Origin of the sequence: Burkholderia sp. Bp9140 (genome assembly GCF_003853425.1) — a bacterium.
In the GTDB taxonomy this organism is placed as follows: domain Bacteria; phylum Pseudomonadota; class Gammaproteobacteria; order Burkholderiales; family Burkholderiaceae; genus Burkholderia.
On sequence record NZ_QTPQ01000044.1, the window covers coordinates 45,722 to 63,877 of the forward strand.

The 18,156-nt window shown below is 58.6% G+C and carries 14 protein-coding genes and 1 pseudogene; 6 read left to right on the top strand and 9 right to left on the bottom strand.

Annotated features, from left to right (window positions below):
* The first annotated feature begins 70 nt into the window (after nucleotides 1–70).
* Genes DIE21_RS30210 through DIE21_RS30220 form a run of 3 tightly spaced genes read left to right on the top strand, consistent with a single transcriptional unit; the run spans nucleotide 71 to nucleotide 2,454 of the window.
* Entirely contained in the window at nucleotides 71–1,252 is a 1,182-nt protein-coding gene (locus DIE21_RS30210) for an acetyl-CoA C-acyltransferase (protein WP_124501112.1), read from the top strand.
* A gap of 9 nt (nucleotides 1,253–1,261) precedes the next feature.
* On the top strand, nucleotides 1,262–1,705 hold the full coding sequence (locus DIE21_RS30215) for a PaaI family thioesterase (protein WP_124501139.1): 444 nt from the start codon (nucleotides 1,262–1,264) through the stop codon (nucleotides 1,703–1,705).
* Nucleotides 1,706–1,752: 47 nt separating this feature from the next.
* Nucleotides 1,753–2,454 carry an SDR family oxidoreductase gene (locus DIE21_RS30220; protein WP_124501113.1) on the top strand — a complete coding sequence of 234 codons (702 nt, stop codon included), beginning with the start codon at nucleotides 1,753–1,755 and terminating at the stop codon, nucleotides 2,452–2,454.
* Nucleotides 2,455–2,707: 253 nt separating this feature from the next.
* Here DIE21_RS30220 and DIE21_RS30225 read toward each other — a convergent pair whose 3' ends face one another.
* Both DIE21_RS30225 and DIE21_RS30230 read right to left on the bottom strand, forming a co-directional pair.
* Nucleotides 2,708–4,054 carry a 2-hydroxycarboxylate transporter family protein gene (locus DIE21_RS30225; RefSeq protein ID WP_124501114.1) on the bottom strand — a complete coding sequence of 449 codons (1,347 nt, stop codon included), beginning with the start codon at nucleotides 4,052–4,054 and terminating at the stop codon, nucleotides 2,708–2,710.
* A gap of 233 nt (nucleotides 4,055–4,287) precedes the next feature.
* Nucleotides 4,288–5,361, bottom strand: coding sequence for a lactonase family protein (locus DIE21_RS30230; RefSeq protein ID WP_185640672.1), 1,074 nt, complete (start codon nucleotides 5,359–5,361; stop codon nucleotides 4,288–4,290).
* Nucleotides 5,362–5,607: 246 nt separating this feature from the next.
* Here DIE21_RS30230 and DIE21_RS30235 point away from each other — a divergent pair, with 246 nt between their 5' ends.
* A complete protein-coding gene (locus tag DIE21_RS30235; protein ID WP_260426746.1) occupies nucleotides 5,608–6,609 on the top strand; it encodes a GntR family transcriptional regulator in 1,002 nt (333 codons plus the stop codon).
* 132 nt (nucleotides 6,610–6,741) lie between these two features.
* The gene (locus DIE21_RS30240) at nucleotides 6,742–8,043 is read left to right on the top strand and encodes an MFS transporter (protein WP_124501116.1); all 1,302 of its coding nucleotides are present in this window, start codon (nucleotides 6,742–6,744) and stop codon (nucleotides 8,041–8,043) included.
* Between the two features lie 701 nt (nucleotides 8,044–8,744).
* Here the strand turns inward: DIE21_RS30240 and DIE21_RS37975 are convergent.
* The 7 genes and pseudogenes from DIE21_RS37975 to DIE21_RS30280 form a co-directional block, all read right to left on the bottom strand.
* Nucleotides 8,745–9,268 (bottom strand): annotated as a pseudogene (locus DIE21_RS37975) (transposase); the annotation flags it as partial.
* 280 nt (nucleotides 9,269–9,548) lie between these two features.
* Nucleotides 9,549–10,940, bottom strand: coding sequence for an aldehyde dehydrogenase family protein (locus DIE21_RS30255; RefSeq protein ID WP_124501118.1), 1,392 nt, complete (start codon nucleotides 10,938–10,940; stop codon nucleotides 9,549–9,551).
* 58 nt (nucleotides 10,941–10,998) lie between these two features.
* The gene (locus tag DIE21_RS30260) at nucleotides 10,999–11,301 is read right to left on the bottom strand and encodes a putative quinol monooxygenase (RefSeq protein WP_124501119.1); all 303 of its coding nucleotides are present in this window, start codon (nucleotides 11,299–11,301) and stop codon (nucleotides 10,999–11,001) included.
* Nucleotides 11,302–11,317: 16 nt separating this feature from the next.
* Nucleotides 11,318–12,373: an Ldh family oxidoreductase gene (locus DIE21_RS30265; protein ID WP_124501120.1), complete on the bottom strand. Its 1,056-nt coding sequence runs from the start codon at nucleotides 12,371–12,373 to the stop codon at nucleotides 11,318–11,320.
* Nucleotides 12,374–12,579: 206 nt separating this feature from the next.
* Nucleotides 12,580–12,999, bottom strand: coding sequence for a cupin domain-containing protein (locus DIE21_RS30270; protein ID WP_124501121.1), 420 nt, complete (start codon nucleotides 12,997–12,999; stop codon nucleotides 12,580–12,582).
* 714 nt (nucleotides 13,000–13,713) lie between these two features.
* Nucleotides 13,714–14,727, bottom strand: a complete 1,014-nt coding sequence (locus DIE21_RS30275; RefSeq protein ID WP_260426747.1) for an ABC transporter substrate-binding protein — start codon at nucleotides 14,725–14,727, stop codon at nucleotides 13,714–13,716.
* Nucleotides 14,728–15,272: 545 nt separating this feature from the next.
* Nucleotides 15,273–16,067 carry a DNA-binding transcriptional regulator gene (locus DIE21_RS30280; RefSeq protein ID WP_124501123.1) on the bottom strand — a complete coding sequence of 265 codons (795 nt, stop codon included), beginning with the start codon at nucleotides 16,065–16,067 and terminating at the stop codon, nucleotides 15,273–15,275.
* 246 nt (nucleotides 16,068–16,313) lie between these two features.
* On the opposite strand from DIE21_RS30280, the gene DIE21_RS30285 reads away from it, so the two are divergent.
* A complete protein-coding gene (locus DIE21_RS30285) occupies nucleotides 16,314–18,155 on the top strand; it encodes a bifunctional 3-(3-hydroxy-phenyl)propionate/3-hydroxycinnamic acid hydroxylase (RefSeq protein ID WP_124501124.1) in 1,842 nt (613 codons plus the stop codon).
* Nucleotide 18,156: the final 1 nt, after the last annotated feature.

Consider the following 18,156-nt stretch of genomic DNA (forward strand, 5'->3'; position numbering starts at 1 on the left):
GAATCATTGGTGGCGACGCGATGGATGCGGTTCGTTGCCCGACTAATCTTCACTTCATATCCGATACATCATGCGAGAAGCTGTAATTGTCTCGACCGCCCGTACCCCGATAACGAAGGCTCATCGGGGCGAGTACAACGCGACACCGGGACCCACACTGGCGTCTTATGCCGTACGCGCGGCCGTCGAGCGCGCTAACATTGATCCGGGCTTGATCGAGGATGTGATCTTGGGCTGCGGCTATCCCGAAGGCGCGACCGGACGGAACATTGCTCGCCAGACTGTGGTTCGCTCCGAGCTCCCGATCTCAATCGCGGGGACCACCGTCAACCGGTTTTGCGCCTCCGGTCTGCAGGCAATAGCATTCGCTGCCGGGCGAATCGTCGTTGATGGCGCGCCGGCAATGATCGCTGGCGGCGTCGAAAGTATCTCGTCGATTCGTACGCGGGAAGATAGTGCGTCTGGTGTCGATCCGTGGATCATGGAGCGAAAGCCCGATCTCTATATGTCGATGATCGAGACAGCTGACATTGTCGCCAAGCGCTATGAAATTAGCCGCGTGGACCAGGACGAATTTTCTGCCCGGAGCCAGAGCCGCACTGAGCTTGCGCAGGCAACGGGTCGGTTCGACGAAGAAATTGTGCCCGTCTCGACCATCATGTCTGTTGCTGACAAGAACTCCGGAACATTCGAAAGGCGTGCCGTAACGGTTAGAAGGGATACATGCAACCGGCCGGGAACCACGGCAGAGGCACTAATGAAGCTGGAGCCGGTTAACGGGCCTGATCGTTTCGTGACAGCAGGAAACGCTTCACAGCTCTCTGACGGTGCTGCTGCCTGCGTCTTGATGGAGGCACGCGAAGCGGAACGTTATGGACTGTCGCCACTTGGCGCCTTCCGTGGGCTCGCACTCGCTGGATGCGAGCCAGACGAAATGGGTATTGGTCCGGTGTTAGCCGTACCGCGACTCTTGGCCCGGCATGGATTGACCGTGGACGACATTGGGCTTTGGGAAATCAATGAGGCTTTTGCGTCACAAGCGATTTATTGCCAGCGTCGGCTCGGAGTACATTCTGAGAGACTAAATGTCAACGGCGGTGCGATTTCGATTGGACATCCGTTTGGCATGACCGGCACCCGAATGGTGGGACACGTGTTGATCGAGGGAAGACGGCGAGGAATCCGCTATGCCGTTGTGACGATGTGTGTCGCTGGTGGTATGGGAGCTGCTGCTCTTTTCGAGGTTTACTGAGGGATGGCGATGCCTTCAAGAAACGGAGCATCAAGCGGACTCGAGGGGGATTCCTCCGTGGCTGTGAGCGAGGCCCCGTGTTTCGATAGTCCCTTCGTTGACTCACTCGGAATTGAACGCGTCACGTGTTCGGCCGGGACATGCGAAGTGGTGTTGCCGCTGAGATCGGCGCATATGAACGCATGGGGTATTGCCCATGGTGGCATCAGTATGACGCTTTCTGACATCTCACTCGCGTTGGCCGCACGCAGTGTGGCAGACTCGGATACAGGTGTTCTGACAATCGAATTGAAGATTAGCTTCATCCAGGCCGGTCGAGGACAGCTCTACGCGCGCGGCCGCTTGTTACATAGGTCAGCGAAGATGGCTTACTGTGAAGGCGAGATTGTCGACGGCAGTGGGTTGTTGGTGGCGAAGTCTCTCGGGACCTTCAAGTACGCGACGAAGCGTTGAGTCAGTCAGTTTTTTGATTTCCGACAGGTGCGACGTACATAGGGGCTATGATGAAAGAGCGGGTTCTTGTAACTGGGGGAGCGAGTGGTATTGGTGCCGCCGTGGCCAGCCGGTGCAGGGAAGACGGTTATGACGTGGTTGTAATCGACAAAGTAGGAGATGGAATAATTGCGGATCTTTCGGATCCAGCGGATTGTGCCAATGCCCTTGCGGACGCCTTGGCAGGGGGGCCAATAACGAGGCTAGTGAATAACGTCGGAATGGTAGCGCCGGCCGACGCAAGTACCCAGACGCTGGAGGATCTCGGAAAGGTCTTGGATCTGAATGTCCGGTGCGCGCATCAGTGTATGCAGGCACTTCTTCCGGGAATGAAGGAGGCTGCGTTCGGTCGTATCGTGAATGTCTCGTCTCGAGCTGCGTTAGGAAAGGAATTGCGCACGGCATATGCAGCGAGTAAGGCGGCTCTGTTGGGGATGACGCGCGTATGGGCACTCGAACTCGGTACCTGGGGAATTACGGCTAACGCAGTTGGTCCTGGCCCGATTCGGACGGAGCTATTCGATGCAGCTAATCCTCCGGAATCCCCGCGGACACGGGCCATTATTGCGAGCGTTCCGGTCAAGCGGCTGGGGGTGCCGGAGGACGTTGCACGAGCAATCGCTTTCTTTCTAGAACCGTCCAGTGGCTTTGTTACGGGACAGACCTTGTATGTTTGTGGCGGCATGACCGTCGGTGTTGCTTCGATCTAAAGCAATACCGGTACAACCTCCAGCCGACACCGGAAACAGAAAAGTTGCCGGTCGCCGGTTTCTCCGTTTCGGATTCAAGATCCAAATCGTGTTGGGACCAGCTTGAAAGCGCAGCACGTGGACGGACGTACGCTTGTAGCCGCTGGGGGCGCCGCTTGTGTCGGTCCGGTGCTGCGTAGCCGGGTTGACGTGTGCGGAGGAGCTCACGCATGTTGCTCGTCACGACTATTTTCCCGTCTGCTTCGGACACACGTTAGAACGCATGTGCCAGAAGGAGAAGGGTCACCGTAACTGTGATTGCTCCTCCAATCCGTGTCGCAATCTGCGCGAATGGCATCAGGTTCATACGGTTGCAGGCCGTGAGTATGGCGACGTCTCCGGTACCACCCTGGCCGCTGTGACAGGCATTCACGATTGCGGTGTCGATCGGATACATTTTCAACCATTTGCCGACAAGGTAGCCGGTGCCCATCAGGGCCGCTACAGTACTCGCGATGGTTACGACGTTTGCGACATTAATGGCAGCGACGAGCTTGTCCCACGGTGTCATTGCAGTTCCGATTGCAAACAGCAACGGGTAAGTGACCGCGGTCGAGAAGAATTGGTAGACAACCCGCGCGCCGCCTTCAAGATTCGGAGAAACAAGCCGACAGACCTTGATGAAGACGGCAATGAAGAGCATCGCCACGGGTGCAGGCAATCCGAGCAACCGATGTCCCAGGAGGCCCACCAGGTACAGGGAGATGGCGGTGATCGCAGCTGCAGCGACAGTATTTACGTCGGGAGTGGACGGCGCCGATTCGTCGACCGGCGTCGTCGGAAGTTCGGCAGCCGGCTGCAGCGTACCGCGTCCGGTCAGGTGCGGTCGCTTTTCACCGACCCAATTGAGAACACCCGAGAATAGGATGGCACACAAGCTTCCGATCATGACCGCCGGTAGGACTTCCGCAAATACCGGACCTTGCGGGATCTTCATAATTTCCGAATAACCGACGGAAAGGGGAATCGCCCCTTCACCTACGCCTCCGGCCATGATCGGGATGACAATGTAGAGAAGGGTGTGCTTGGTGCCGAGGCCGAGCACGGTTCCCACGATGGTTCCGACGATTCCACCAACGATGGACCCGGCAGCGAGTGGAAAGAATATTTTGGCAAATCCTCGGATCAGCACCTCGCGATCCATACTGAAGATGCTGCCAACGATAATCGACGCGATGAACAGATACATGAAGTTGCTCACATGCGTGAAGTTTGTCACCATGCCGATCAACTTGGCAGGAAGCAACTGATGAAACGCGAGAAACGAGGGAAGAAACGTGGCGACGATCGCAGCGGAGCCGATCTTGTTGAAGATTGGCATGCGTTTACCGATCTCCGCACAAGTGAAGCCGCAAAGCACCAGGACCGCGATCGCCATCGAGATCTCACCGGGAACCTTGCCCGTCGTAACGAAGCCTGCCACGAGCGCGATCAGGAGAAGGTAGATCGGCAGCGGAACAATGCCTATGCGCAGTTCAACGATTGCCCACCAACCATAAGGCCAGAAACTGCTTCTACGGATGCCTGCATTATCTGAAGAGAGTTCTCTCGTTTGTTGCATGTAACGTCTCCTATGTAATCTCAAGTTTAACGAGCAACCGTCGTGATATTAAATAAGGTATGCAGAATATATTGGTGAAATTCTCTTAAATTGCCATTCTTTTCGATGCGCAACTCAGATGACTCCCACCGTTTGCGATTGTCAGCAGCCTGAATTCATGAGCGACGCCTCTCGCCAGCCAGGCTTAAACAATGTCCTGGTTCGAACCCCGCGGTGCGGTTCTTCACCGACATCTACGTACCGAAGCGAGCGAAGACAATGCAAACTGGGCTTCCAGTTTCAACGCGGCGGCCCGTTGCAACAGGCCGCCCGCTACCAGATTCGAGCAAGAACTGAACGATCGAATGTGAGTTTTCATTTGCTACATACAGCGTCTTGCCGTCTGGGCCCAGGCAGAGGAACCGCGGAAACGATCCTCCGGTCGGCGTCCACGCAATGTCGGTGGGGAGGCATGTGGTTGGATCGAGACAAAAGGTTGCGATCGTATCGTGGCCTCGGTTCGTGACATACAGCGACCGGCCGTCGGCCGCGATGGCGATTCCTGCTGCACGACTCCAACCGTGGTAGTCACCCGGTATTACCGAGACGGTGTTTACTGCCGTCAGATCACCCGTTGAATGGTTGAACAACCAGCTCGTCAAAGTCGAATCGAGCTCGTTGACGACATAAACGTATGGCCGCAAGGGGTGGAACGCCGCGTGACGTGGACCAGCGCCTTCTCGTGCCCGGGCGCATTTCACAACAGACGAGCCATCGGACAACCATCTTACGGCGAAGACAGTGTCCAGTCCCTTGTCCGGTACGATGTACCAATCACTATCGACGAAGCGTGTGCTGTAGCGGGGTACGTGATGCGGGTGGGACGATACCTGTTCAACGCGATGGGGGCCTGGACGCCCCTCGAGCACAACGGGAAGCGAAGGAGAATTGAGCGAGCCATCGCTGGCGATCGGCACCGGCGTCAAGGATCCGGTCGCATAGCCTGCGATGACGAGCGACGAACCGTCGCGCGAAAATTCGACATGCACAGGGTTGCGTCCAACGCCAGAACGCACATTCAAGGCGCTGAGTAGCCCTGAGACAGAATCGAACCGATAGGCGCTCACTTCGCTTTCGTCGCCATGCACCGCATAAAGCCGGTCTTGTGCCTCGCTTAACGCAAGAAAGCTCGGATTGACCAATGGCTCAAGTGTCTGACAATGCTGCCAGCCACCCGACGGGTCGATCTCGAAAACAGAGATGCCAGTTCCTTCGGCGTTGCGTGCGCGGGTCGTTCGACAGCCTACAAAAGCGAAAGTGCGTTCCATGATTAGCCAGCCTGATCGCTGACGGCCACCTGCGGAAGCAGTATCCCGGGAGTGGCCGGTCGAGCCGGCCGTGGGAGCATCTGGTAACCGAAAAAGCCGAACATCGGGGTTTTCTCCAAGGCAAGCAGGCATTGCTTGCGTTTCGTGTTTGTGCATTCTATGATCATGAAACGCAATAAGCAAATGCATTTGAGGCAGGTGGTTACCCTGAGCGGAGCGCCAGGGAGACTCACGAGGAGAGCGGCAATGGCAAAATCGGTTGTTCACACCAGTTTGGCCTCGGCTCACGCAGCCGTGGTGAACGGCCATTTGTCGCCCGTACAAAATATGGACAGCTCTCTCGAAAGCCCGATCCTTACTCCCTTGCAGACGCGTGTCGCCCGCGAAATCATTGCCCTTGCCAGACGCGAAGATCTGGCAATTGGGGATCGATTGGCGGAATCCCTGCTTGCCGAAAAAATCGGCACGTCCCGCACGCCGGTGAATGCAGCACTCCACCATCTGGCGACGCTCGGTGTCGTTTATTACGACGCGAATCGCGGGTTTTTCATGGCGCAGCCAGCCCGCGATGTGACGGCGGTCGCCGAGCACTTTTTCAACGAACCCGACGATCCGCTGTACCTGAAGATCGCCGACGATCGTCTTTCGCGCCGGCTTCCTGATGTGGTCACGGAGGCCGACCTGATGCGCCAGTACGAAGTTTCGCGTAGCGAATTGCGGCGTGTGTTGTCGAGGATGCAAGAAGAGGGCTGGCTGGAGCGGCAGGTCGGGCATGGTTGGCAATTCATGCCGATGATTGATTCGGTGGACGCGTATGAAGAGAGCTACTTGTTCCGCGCCTCTATCGAGCCGACCGGTGTTATGTCCCCGATGTTCAAAGCAGATCGCGTGGAACTGGAGGAGTTGCGCCGGCGGCAGGAGTTCATTGCCGGCTCCGGCTACCTCACGATGAACTCGGTCGAGCTTTTCGAGGCCAACAGCGAGTTTCACGAAACGATCGCGAAATGGTCTGGCAACCGCTTTATTGCCCAATCCGTCCGTCGCATGGACCGCTTGCGTCGCCTTGTCGAGTATCGGCAGGCAAGAGCTCGCAAGCCGCGCCAGGGACAAGCGAAGGAACACCTTGCCATCCTGGATGCAATCGCCCAAAACGATCTGCTTAAGGCCGCCACGCTGCTTCGGGAGCATATCGATGGCGCGCGCCGGGCGAAGGTGCGCGCTCAGGAGGTGTTCCCCGAAGAATCGTGAATCTGAACAGGTGAGAGACGCCGCGAGATCAACGGCGTTTTTTTAAAACCAAAAGTGCATTTTGTGATCACAAAACACTTAAAGCGGTTTCGGCGACAGGCTCGATACCGCCAGAGCAGCTGGAGACAAATCATGTCGTATCGCCGAGGATGGATCGCCGTCTTCCTGTTTTCCCTCTCCATGATCAATTACATGGATCGGATTGCTCTTTCGATCGCGGCAAAGCCGATCGAACACGAGTTCCACCTCTCCGCGGTGGGCATGGGTTACCTGTTCTCTTCGTTTATCTGGAGTTATGCACTATTTCTTCTGCCGATGGGTTTCCTGGTTGACCGATTTGGTACCAAGCGAATGGCTGGGATCGGGATCTTCGTCTGGTCCGCAGCGACAGCTCTGACCGGCGCCGCGACGAGTTTTGCGAGCCTGATTACTGCGCGCCTGGTGATGGGGGCGGGTGAGTCGACCAGCAACCCAGTCGGGGGCAAGGTCATTCGCCAATGGATCCCGGCAGGTGAACGCGGGATGGTCACGTCGATGTTCAATAGCGGCTCGTATGCTGGCCCGGCCATTTGTTCGGTGCTCCTCGGCGCATTGGTTGCGGCCTTCGGGTGGCGGCTCTCGTTCGTTATCGCTGGAGGCATCGGCTTCGTGTGGCTCGCGGCGTGGCTCGCTTTCTTCAATTCTCCGGAAAAGGTGCGGTGGTTGCAGTCAGACGAGAGAGCGAAGATTCTTCGCGAGCGCAGCTCGACCCCGGTCGTTGTCGACGAAGAGGACGCGAGTACCGCCGGCGGCCTGCGCACGCTGCTCCGGTCGCGCACACTTTGGGGTTTGGCGATCACGCAAGGCTGTAATGTCTATACGCAATATCTTTTCCTGACGTGGCTGCCGAGCTATCTGCAGTCAACGCGACATCTGACGCTGGCCCACACGGGCGCTATCGCAGCGGTTCCTTATGCCGCGGCAGTGCTGTTGTGCATCGGTGTCGGCCGACTCAGCGATCGACACTTGAAAAAGAGCGGTGTTGGATCCGGTCGGCGCCGCAACGCGGTTGCAATGGCGATGCTCACGGGCTCTGCAATCTTGGCTGTCCCGTTCATCTCGAGTCTCGCCACGCTGCTGGTGGTTTTTTCGATCGCGCTGGCAGGGATTGCGTCGACGACCTCGCTGAACTTTGCTCTGCTGAACGATCTGCTGCCGAGTGCCAAGCACGTAGCCAAAGCAATGGCGTTCGTGGTGGTTGGGGGGAATATTTTCGGAATGATCGCTCCGATCGCGACGGGCTACGTGATTCAAGCCACGGGCAGCTACGATTGGGCGTTTGGGATTGCCGGCCTTCTCCTCCTCGTTGGTGCGGTAGTTGTGATGACTATGACTCGTTCGCCGGTAGTTGGCCAGAGTTCCCACACGCAGGCTCCAGCTTCCGCACACTCGTGATCTGCAGGGGCGGGCGAGTTGTGGCGTCCGGTCATTTCAGCACCGGAAGGTCAATTGCACGCTCGCTGGTGACCGGCCCTACAGAGCTGAAGCGATGCGCAATCTCGCGTTCGCGAAGTCTCCCGGCGTCAATGATGTCCGTAAGAGTCTAGCCAACGCCGTATTGACGTCATCGTTTCGATATAGGCGCATTCTGCGCACGGTTGAGCTACAACGACACGCTACGTTTACCGACGGTCCAAAAAGGCCATTACGGCATCGCGTGATCGAAGAACTCGCTTGTCTGCCCCATAGTCGTCAAACAGTTTCTGGTCGCCAATGTACGAGCTCGGTCCCTGACGGCTGTGATACGTCGAAGCCCAATCCAACAACGCTGCGAATGCAGCCGCGTCTCCTCCACGACGTATACCGCGTTGGCGAATGTTCTCAACACATTCCGCTTCGTTGAGACACAGCCAGACCAGTACGGCAGAGTCAGTACGGATCTCGTTGGCGAGAGAGCCGTAAATTCCTTCAATCACCCAGCAGTTGTACGGCCTCGTTGCGCGCACGGGCAACGTTGTACCCGCCGGGAAGCCAATGAATCGAATCCAAGTCTATACAGGGTGATCCCATGCGATTAGCAACTCGTTGGGCAAGCCAGCTTTTTCCCGAGCCCGAATTCCCCACTATCAGCGTTCTTAGCAAATTCATGCGGCGACTCATTTCGTGGAGCGCCGTGGCTGTTCGACGCGAGCGGTTGACGGCAGCGCCGGTGCCACAGTCCCCGACATGAACTCATCAATGCAGTTGACCGGATGATCAGCGATGCGCTTGAGCATATAGGCGAGATACGCCTCGGGATTGATGCCGTTCAGGCGTACGGTGCGGATTAAACTATACATCCCGAGGCACGTTCGCCACCGGAGTTGGAGTCGGCATACAGTCAGTTTCGCCGTCCGAGAGCGATGCCGCGCAGCACTCGCGCGGCGCTCGTATTTCCGATTTCCACGCGCCCGTAACTGCAGTAGTAAATGAGCGCCGGCTAGCGATTTAGCGCGTACCGGATTGCCTTGATCGTGTTCTACGTCGCGGAGAGCGTGGCAAGAGTTGCGTTGAACCGCCGCTTCATGTCGTTGAGCTGCGGCACCCCCAGCTCTTTGCGCACGCGCCAGCGTTCGTTAGGCGGTTCGCCGTGGATCTGGTCCTCAATCGTGTACAGCGCGCCGATCCGCTGCAGCGCGTCACTAGCGAACGTGCAGTGCCTGGTGTCCCGCTGTAGCCGAAACAGCGCTTCACGGTGGCTTCGTACGTATGGTCAAGCCCGTCGGACTTCGAAAGTCGAACGTATGGACTTTTCCTTGAGAAGAGAGGTGAAGGCAATCGCAGAGCGACACGGGGATTTGAAGACCGCATACGCGAATGCGCAGCGTCAGGTCATGGAACAGGACGGATCGAGGGTCGTGTTGAGGGAAATGGAAGGATCCCTGCCTCGTCGGCAGGGATTCTTTGAGACGACGCGCGGCTTACTTGGGCCGGACCGTCCAGTAGGTTCGGGTATTCGTAAACTCGCGAATACCCGCCGTTGCGAGTTCTCGGCCATACCCAGACTTCTTCGTTCCACCGAATGGTACGCGGGCGTCGGATGCTGTCATCGCATTGATGAACGCTGCGCCGGTCGTAACACCCTTGGCAATAGCGAGCGCCCGATCTGTCGACGCCGACCAGATGCTGATCGACAAACCGAAATTGGTCGCGTCGGCCAAACGGATTGCATCGCCATCGTCTTTAGCGACAGCAATAACGGCGAGCGGGCCGAAGGTTTCTTCATCGAACGCCGCGACGCCTGGTGCAGTGTTCCCAATGACCGTGGGCGCGTAAAAATATCCCGGGCCGTCGATTGCCTTGCCGCCGGTAAGCAACTTCGCGCCCGCTTCGAGCGAACGCTTGACTTGGCTATCGAGCGCATCTCGCAGATCTGCTCGAGCGAGGGGCCCCATGTAGGTGCCCGAGTCGGTTGGGTCGCCGACTACGATGGCGTCAACCTTCTTCACGAACTGCTCGGTGAAGGTCTCGGCAATCGCCTCCGAAACGATGAAGCGTTTTGCGCACACGCAGCTCTGGCCGGCGTTGTTGAAACGAGCCTTGACAGCCGCCTCGACCGCCCGCGGGACGTCTGCATCATCGAGTATGACGAATGCGTCAGAGCCGCCGAGCTCAAGTACCGACCGCTTGGATTCGCGCCCCGCCGCGGCGCCGACGGCGGCTCCAGCGCGGTTCGAGCCGGTCAGGGTCACAGCAGCGATGCGGTCGTCACGAATAAGGGTGTCAATGACCTGGGGAACGTTTGGTTCGGCGACGACCAAGGTGATGACGAGATTCTTCGGAAATCCAGCGTCGACGAAAAGCTGTTCGAGGGCCAACGCACAACCTGTTACGTTCGGCGAGTGCTTGAGGACCACACCGTTTCCAGCGGTCAGCGACGGGATCGCGAAGCGCATGACTTGCCATACGGGGAAATTCCACGGCATGACTGCCAGTATGAGGCCGATGGGTTCGTAGCTCACCCACGCGTCGACTCCCTCGATGTTGACTTGCTCGTCGCCGAGAATGCGTTCCGCATTGTCAGCGTAGTAGAGCGCAGTAACGGCGGATTTCTCTACTTCGCCCGCAGCTTCCGCCGCGATTTTGCCCATCTCGATGGTTACGAGTTGGCTAAGTGAAGCGCTTTGGCGTCGGAGTTCCTCGGCGAGCCGCCGGACGGCAGCGACGCGTTGAGCGAGCGGTGCTTTGCCCCAAGACTGGGCCGCGGCATGGCCAGCTGCCACGGCATCGTCAATGCGTTCGGCGCTCCAGCTTTGATAGGTTTCGAGTGCCTCGCCGTTGACTGGATTAACGGTAGTGATTTCAAGTGTCATGACTTGATCCTTCAAATTCTTCTATGACCGCACGCATTGCTTGCACGCGGCAGCATGATTAAGCGTGGTGGAAGAGTTGGGTGCACAGCGTGTTGACCTGGCTACCCTTCACCACGCATCGGTCGGCTGCTTCGCGCCACTTGGCGAAATGCGGTGCGGCTCGGTGCGCGTCAATCGCCGCGTCGTCTTCGTAAAGTTCGTAGAACATGAAATGGAGAGGATCCTTGATGTCCTGCGTCACGTCGAAATACTTGCAGCCGGCCTCGTCGGAGAACGTGCGAGTCGCGTTCTCCTTGATGGCGTCGAGAAAGTCTTCGAGGCGTTCCGGATGGACCTTCAGGGAAACGATAAGCGCGATCATTCAATGCTCCTGGGTGTTAAGCGTGCGCGGAAATGGGCAGTGGGGTGCCAGTTTCTTCGGCGAGTTTGCTCATGCTTTGCCAAGTATTGTCCGCAAGCGTGATTCCGGTCTCACGCAGTTTCTCGGTGTTGCGGTCCTCAAGCTCGCCCGGGAAGAAGATTTCTTCTACGCCATGGGCTTTCGGCACGTCCTTGATCTCATCGATCAGGGTCTCCATGCGACGTTCAAATTCTGCGACCGGCATCATCGACTTGATGTCGATCGTGATCAGCAAATGGCCGCAGCCGCTTGGCTTCGTGGCGTCGTATGGACCAACGACGTTTGACCCGAAGTGGCTACCGGTAAGAACGCCAGCAAGCACGTCCATCATGAACGAAATGACGTACCCTTTATGCCCGGCCATCGGCAATATGAGGCCGTGAATCGCCTTGCTGGCGTCGGTCGTCGGAACACCCTGCTCGTCGGCAGCCCAGTTGTCGGGGATTGGCACTCCTCGCTCCGCGGCGAGGTAGATTTTGCCCCGAGCGACCGCGGTATTGGCGATATCCATCACCGCGACGCCACGGCGGCCTCCCGGTGCAGCGATCGACCACGGATTGGTGCCGACACTTTTTTCGCGGCCTCCCCATGGCGCCATCGCAGGACTGGCATTGGTTGCGAGGAATGCAACACACCCCGCCTTGGCGGATTCGCGCGTGAAATACGCGGCCGTGCCGAAATGGTTCGAATTGCGTATGCCGACTGCACTAATACCGTATTGGCTCGCACGCTCGATACCGAGTTGTATGGCCGACGCCGTCAGCACCTGACCGATGCCGTGACGCCCGTCGAGAATCGAGACAGCACCGCCATCAAGCACTTTCTCAGGTGCGGTCACGGCGGTCATTACGCCGGTGCGAAGGCGCCCAACGTACCAGGGAAGGCGCAACATCCCGTGAGAAGAGTGACCCCAAAGCTCCGCCGTGACTAGACTGTCGGCCAGCAGGTGCGCGTCTTGTCGAGGAACGCCCAAGGTTTCCAGAATTGCCGTACCAAATGCGGTGAGCTCTTCTGCTTGAACGGTGAATGGCATTTGAATCTCCTGATGATGCCGACAATCTAGGTGGCAATGCTGGACCCGAGGGGGAGTCGCTGTCGCGTGCCTGGAAGCGCCAATTGGCGCCCAGCAAGCCGCGACGCGTCGTATAGCGGTGCAGAAATGAACAGGTTCGAGAATTCACGACGCACGACGCAACGGGTGACTATCGAGCCTGGACTCGGTTATCTCGAGGCACTCGATCAGTGCTTACCATGCTCCGCAGAGACCGGATTCGTCTGGCCCGTGGCCGTCAGCGTGCGGGTCGCTTCCGGTGTGGCGTAAATCCAGAGAATCTTCATCGGATTCGTTTTCGAGAGGTTGCGGAAGCGGTGATTGACGTTGGGCGGAATGAACGTGACGTCGTGAGGTTTCAACTGGTACTCCAGACCATCGATGTCGAGAATTGCATCACCCTCCATGAGGACCACGCTTTCCTGGCAGTTGTGGCTATGGAAGGGGATCTCCACGCCCGGATCAAACGAGGTGTATCCCGTGATGAAGCTTGTCGTGCCCAGGTCGCGCGACACGAGGGGCGTTGTGCGGGCGCCGCCGCCGCGCTCATGCGTCAGCAGAGTTTCCGGCTTGAGAAGGGCCGCGCCCGAGGGGGTCTTCATGGTCATGCTGCCTCTCCGATCAAAAAATGGGGGCGCCGCGTATGCTGACGCCAAGGTTGATATGGGGAGACGGGCATCCAGTGCGCGCCCCACATGACGCCGCTTTCCGATAGGGGGCTAGCACGAAGCCCGTCGTGAGATTTGAGTATAGCGTTTTATGATCATAAAACGCAATCGGATGTGCGGCTGCTCAGTGTTTACACCGTCTCGAACGCTGTTCCTTACAGGTTTGAAGGACATGGTCGCATTTGCTATCGGATGCCTTCGCGTTCAATGTGGTGCGATCTGCTGCAGGACGGTGGGACAGGTGCGATCATATGATTCGCCCATTTTTGTAGGCTGGCGCTAGAACTCCCGCTCCTCCTGTCACGGCTTCCGGCGAGTGCGGTGCGTCGGTAGAGCATGTATCGTCGAGTGCGCCACTCGCTGGCGTTTCCGCGCCAGCGAGGTGGATTAATCATCGAGCCGATCAGAACCTGGGGCGAATGCCGATGCGAGCGAGCAGTTGGTTGCTGTTGCCCGAGGCCGATTGGGTGTTGATCTCGGACACAACTGCATTGCCGGTCGAGCCGACTCCGGATGCGTGGTTGATATATGGCGACGGCATATACGTCGGTACGCTTCGAAAGGAAGTAGCCCGGGCCGAGCGAATACTGGAAGTACTTTGCATCCTCCTGGGCTGAATCAATTGCTACCTTACGGGCCTAGAGAAGTGGGGAATCAGCGAGGTGCTTGCGCCCGATTGACGAAGTCGTTGGTGAACGTTCTGGAGAGATCGATGTGTCGCCCCTTGATGTTCGGATTGAACTCGCTCAATACCTTCAGGACGGTTTCGGGTCCGCCGGCAGGCATTTTTCCGTCCGGCGAATACATCGGCATCGATGCTTGAAGGGCCTTCACGTAAAGGCTCTTGCTGCCGCCGTAGTAGTCAGCGGGCATCTTGTTCGCAATCTCTTCCGCCGAGTGGGTCTGGATGAAGCGAAGCGTCCGGACAAACGCCCGCGCAAGCTTCTGTGCGTCATCCCGATGGCTATCGGCCCATGTACGTTGGACGTAGAGGCTCGATGCCGGGTACAAGCCACCAAGAGCCGCCTTCGTGCCGTCGACGCTGCTCAAATCGACAAGCACCTGTGCGTCCCCGGTCGCGCGCAGCAATGAAGTCGTGGGTTCCGTGCTCCATACAACCTCGACTCGACGTTGCTTTACCGCCGCAAGCAAGGCATTGCCCGCACCTACCGGCAGCGTTGAATAATCCGACATCTTCAAACCATACCTTGCCGCGAGGAAGTGCCCGATGAAGGCCGACGATGAACCGAGTCCGGTAACGCCGAGTGTCTTGCCCCTGAGGTCCCCCATGTTCCGAATCTGTGTCGCCATGTCGCTGCGAACCATTTCCATGCTGCCTGGTACGAGGCCGAAGAGCACAATGCTCTCGATCTCTTTCCCCTTGGCTTGGAGATCAATCGAGTGATCGTAGAAGCCGACGACCGCCTGCGCTGCGCCGGCGACGAGCTCGTTTTCTGCGTCTACGCCAGCTTGCTGCGATTGCAGGTCGACATCCAGGCCTTCATCGCGAAAGTAGCCCAGAGATTCAGTCAGTTTAGCGGGTAGATAGATAAGCTTATTGATACCGCCAACGATAATTGTGATCTTCTCTGCGGCGATGGCATTCACTGCGCATAGAGAAAGCAAGATCGATGCAGCCCCTGCAATTTTCCGAACGGTTCTTTGCACGACTTGTCTCCTTGCTGGCTCACACTTTGAGTCAGTGTTTTTTGGAATCTATAGATAATCGTAGTCCGAATTAAATGGAAGGAAATTTTCGTAACCTTGAACGGACTGGCGTTGGATTATGTACTGGCGTTGGTACTACTATAGTTTGGTTGGATCACTGGAATGTGCCTTCGTATATCCCAAATCGATCTCAGTCCTTCGCCGAGTACACGCGCACGCTGAAGCGTCCGTTGTTGTTTGCTGGCTTTGTCTATTTGACGGACGGCAGTAGCGTTACTTAAGGCGAAGGACCGAACTTAATGTGACATGATGGTGCATTCTATGGTTACGAAACGCAATAAGTAAACCGATCGGCGCCCGGGGAATACCCTGAGCCTGATCGACTTGAGTTCATAGCACTTCGTCATAGCCATGCCGCAGCATGCCAGACGAGTTTGCGAACGATCGATCCAAATGGAACTCAATAAGGTGTGGGCGCCAAGGCCTGCCTATGTCCGCTGGCTGCTATAGCCGACAATGGCAACAAAGGGGCGGCAATCCCAATCTTAGCCTGCGTCGGCGCCCTCAAGGGCAGTGACGATTTCTCGAGCAGCCACCTTGAGTTCGGGTACGAAACGCCGAATTGCTTCGGCTGGTGTTATCGCCTTCGATAAATAGATCACGTTCAGGCTGCCGAGCACGTGCCCGCGCGCGGAGATGGCCACAGCGATAGCGCCGATCTTTTTTTGGGCACCCCAGTCGCCCGCATTGATGCCAAATCCGTCCGCGCGAGTCTGGCGGATCAGATTCGCGACATACGCGTCATCGAATGCGAGGCGGCGCTGCTCTTCATCGCCAGCATTGGTTCGCAACAGTGCGAGGATGCCCGCTCGCTCGGCATCGGGACAGGCAGCAAAATATGCGCGGCCAGCCGCGGTCAACAGCATCGGGAGCCGGCGCCCGACCATCGATCGGTGAAATGACAGCGGACTGAATCGGTGCGTGGTTTCGCGAATGATCATCGCGTCGCCATCGGGTGTCGTCAAATCTGACGGCCAGACGACACGTTGTGTTAGTTGCGCCATCACTGGCGGCGCTACCGTTGAAATCCATTCGTCGTCCGTAAAACCTTCGCTCAGCGAGCGTACGCCGAGCACTAGCCTGAAGCTGTCGTCGGACGGGCTACGGCGCACGCATCCTTCTTCGACCAAAGTTTCCAAGAGCCGCCGCACCGTCGTTCTGTGCAACCCGGTGGCATCGCTGATTTGCTGGCTAGTCGCGCGGCCATTCTCCATCCCGTTTAGCGCGCGCAGCACCTGCAGGCCACGCGCGAGGCCGCGTACGCTGGTGTATCTCGACACAATAAAGTCCTTTTAAATCAATGGCGTGCATCCAGTGCACATTCCACTCAAATTGTTGAGGCGCGATATCGCGCTCCTTAGACTTTGTTTGAAACCGGAGGCATGGGCGGCAGAGAGGGCCCGGTGGATGGCGTCGGCGAAGACTCGTCCATCGTAGCAGAGCTTGCCGCGTTGGCGCCGGTCCGATGGTGGAGACGCGCGGCAGCCGGCCGCGCAGCACTTAAAACAGCATTGCAGGAGACATAGATGCCCGCCCAATATGAGGCTGTGCCCGCGTCGGGCAGCCCGCATGTCATCGCAACGGACGTCGCCATCGTTGGCGCCGGCCCGGTCGGCCTGATGATCGCTAACCTGCTGGGACAGCAAGGCGTCGGAACGATCATCATCGAGAAACTCGAGCAGATTATCGACTATCCCCGCGCGATCGGCCTCGATGACGAAGCGCTTCGGGTATTCCAGACCGTAGGTCTCGCTGACGCGCTGCTACCACACACGACCCCCGACCACTGGATGCGCTTTGTCGCTGGTAGCGGCCGCTGCTTCGCGTCCATCGAGCCTCGGACCGACGAATTTGGCTGGTCGCGCCGCAACGCATTCATCCAGCCGCTGGCGGACCGTGTGCTGTTCGATGGACTGACGCGATTCGCGCACGTAGGCGTGCTATTTGGGCACACCGTCGACTCGTTTGCCCAGGACTGCGACGGCGTGACGATTGAGATAGTTGACGCCCAAGGCGAGAAGAAGATCGTGCGTGCTGGGTACATGGTCGGCGCGGACGGCGGCAACAGCTTCGTGCGCCGCGCACTCAACGTATCGTTCGAAGGGCGCACGAAGCCAAACCAGTGGATCGTCGTCGACGTGCGCAACGATCCGCTCGGCTCGCCGCACGTGTACCTGCATTGCGACTGGCGGCGACCTTACGTGTCGGCCGCGCTGCCACATGGGATCCGCCGCTTCGAATTCATGGTGATGCCCGGCGAAACCGAGGAGCAGCTGTCGCGGCCTGAAAACCTTGCCGCGCTGATCCGCAAGGTGGTCGCCGATCCGGACAAGGTCGACTACATACGCAAGCGCGTCTATACGCACAACGCGCGGCTCGCGCGCCGCTTCGATGTCGGCCGCGTGCTGCTCGCGGGCGACGCCGCGCACATCATGCCGGTTTGGCAGGGGCAGGGCTACAACAGCGGGATTCGCGATGCGAGCAATCTCGGCTGGAAGCTCGCAATGGTCGCAAAGGGGCTCGCGCGGCCCGAGCTGCTCGCGAGCTATACGCTCGAGCGGCGCGACCATGCGCGCTCGATGATTCATCTGTCGGAAGTCGCCGGCGACATTTTCGCGCCGACGACGCGCGTCGGCCGTGTCGTGCGCGACGGGTTCGTGCGCGCGCTCGGTTTGATTCCGGCCGCGAAACGCTATTTCGTCGAGATGCGCTTCAAGCCTATGCCGCGCTACGAAGCCGGCGTTGTGATGCTGCCGCAGTGCACACGCGACGGCGGCGTGCTGGCCCGGCTGCTCGACTGCGCGGGCGGCACCGCGCCGGGGCGCCTGCTCGGCCTGATGAGCCAGAAGCGTAGTTCGTGGCTGGGGCAGCTCGTGTATGGCCGCGATGCGTTCGGCCAGTCACCGGTCGGCCGGATGTTCATCCAGCCGCGCGTGCGCACGGCCGACGGCCGCACGGTGCGGCTCGACGACGCGATCGGCAACCGCTTCGCGGTGATCGGTTGGGGCAGCGACCCGACCTTCGGGCTGACCGACGCGGCCCGCACGGTGTGGGAGCGACTCGGCGCGTGCTTCGTCCTGGCGAAGCCCGACGTGCAACTCGACTATGTGGCCGACGTGCCTGACGGCGTGATCGCGATCGGCGATACGACGGGCCGGCTGAAAGACTGGTTCAGCCGGATTCCTCAGTCGGTTGTGCTGCTGCGGCCGGATCGCTTCGTCGCGGGCGTGTGCGCGCCGCAGGAAGCGTCGGACGCGATCGTCGCGCTCGCCGCGCTGCTGCAGCTCACGGATACAGTGTCCGCCGCACGCCCCCCACAGGCCGATGCGTTCGCGCACGAGGCTGCCGCGCAACCGGCTGGAGCGTGAC

Coding starts and splice junctions, on each gene's coding strand:
- DIE21_RS30210 (WP_124501112.1), top strand. CDS start 71: ATGCGAGAAGCTGTAATTGTCTCGACCGCCCGTACCCCGATAACGAAG.
- DIE21_RS30215 (WP_124501139.1), top strand. CDS start 1,262: ATGCCTTCAAGAAACGGAGCATCAAGCGGACTCGAGGGGGATTCCTCC.
- DIE21_RS30220 (WP_124501113.1), top strand. CDS start 1,753: ATGATGAAAGAGCGGGTTCTTGTAACTGGGGGAGCGAGTGGTATTGGT.
- DIE21_RS30225 (WP_124501114.1), bottom strand. CDS start 4,054: ATGCAACAAACGAGAGAACTCTCTTCAGATAATGCAGGCATCCGTAGA.
- DIE21_RS30230 (WP_185640672.1), bottom strand. CDS start 5,361: ATGGAACGCACTTTCGCTTTTGTAGGCTGTCGAACGACCCGCGCACGC.
- DIE21_RS30235 (WP_260426746.1), top strand. CDS start 5,608: ATGGCAAAATCGGTTGTTCACACCAGTTTGGCCTCGGCTCACGCAGCC.
- DIE21_RS30240 (WP_124501116.1), top strand. CDS start 6,742: ATGTCGTATCGCCGAGGATGGATCGCCGTCTTCCTGTTTTCCCTCTCC.
- DIE21_RS30255 (WP_124501118.1), bottom strand. CDS start 10,940: ATGACACTTGAAATCACTACCGTTAATCCAGTCAACGGCGAGGCACTC.
- DIE21_RS30260 (WP_124501119.1), bottom strand. CDS start 11,301: ATGATCGCGCTTATCGTTTCCCTGAAGGTCCATCCGGAACGCCTCGAA.
- DIE21_RS30265 (WP_124501120.1), bottom strand. CDS start 12,373: ATGCCATTCACCGTTCAAGCAGAAGAGCTCACCGCATTTGGTACGGCA.
- DIE21_RS30270 (WP_124501121.1), bottom strand. CDS start 12,999: ATGACCATGAAGACCCCCTCGGGCGCGGCCCTTCTCAAGCCGGAAACT.
- DIE21_RS30285 (WP_124501124.1), top strand. CDS start 16,314: ATGCCCGCCCAATATGAGGCTGTGCCCGCGTCGGGCAGCCCGCATGTC.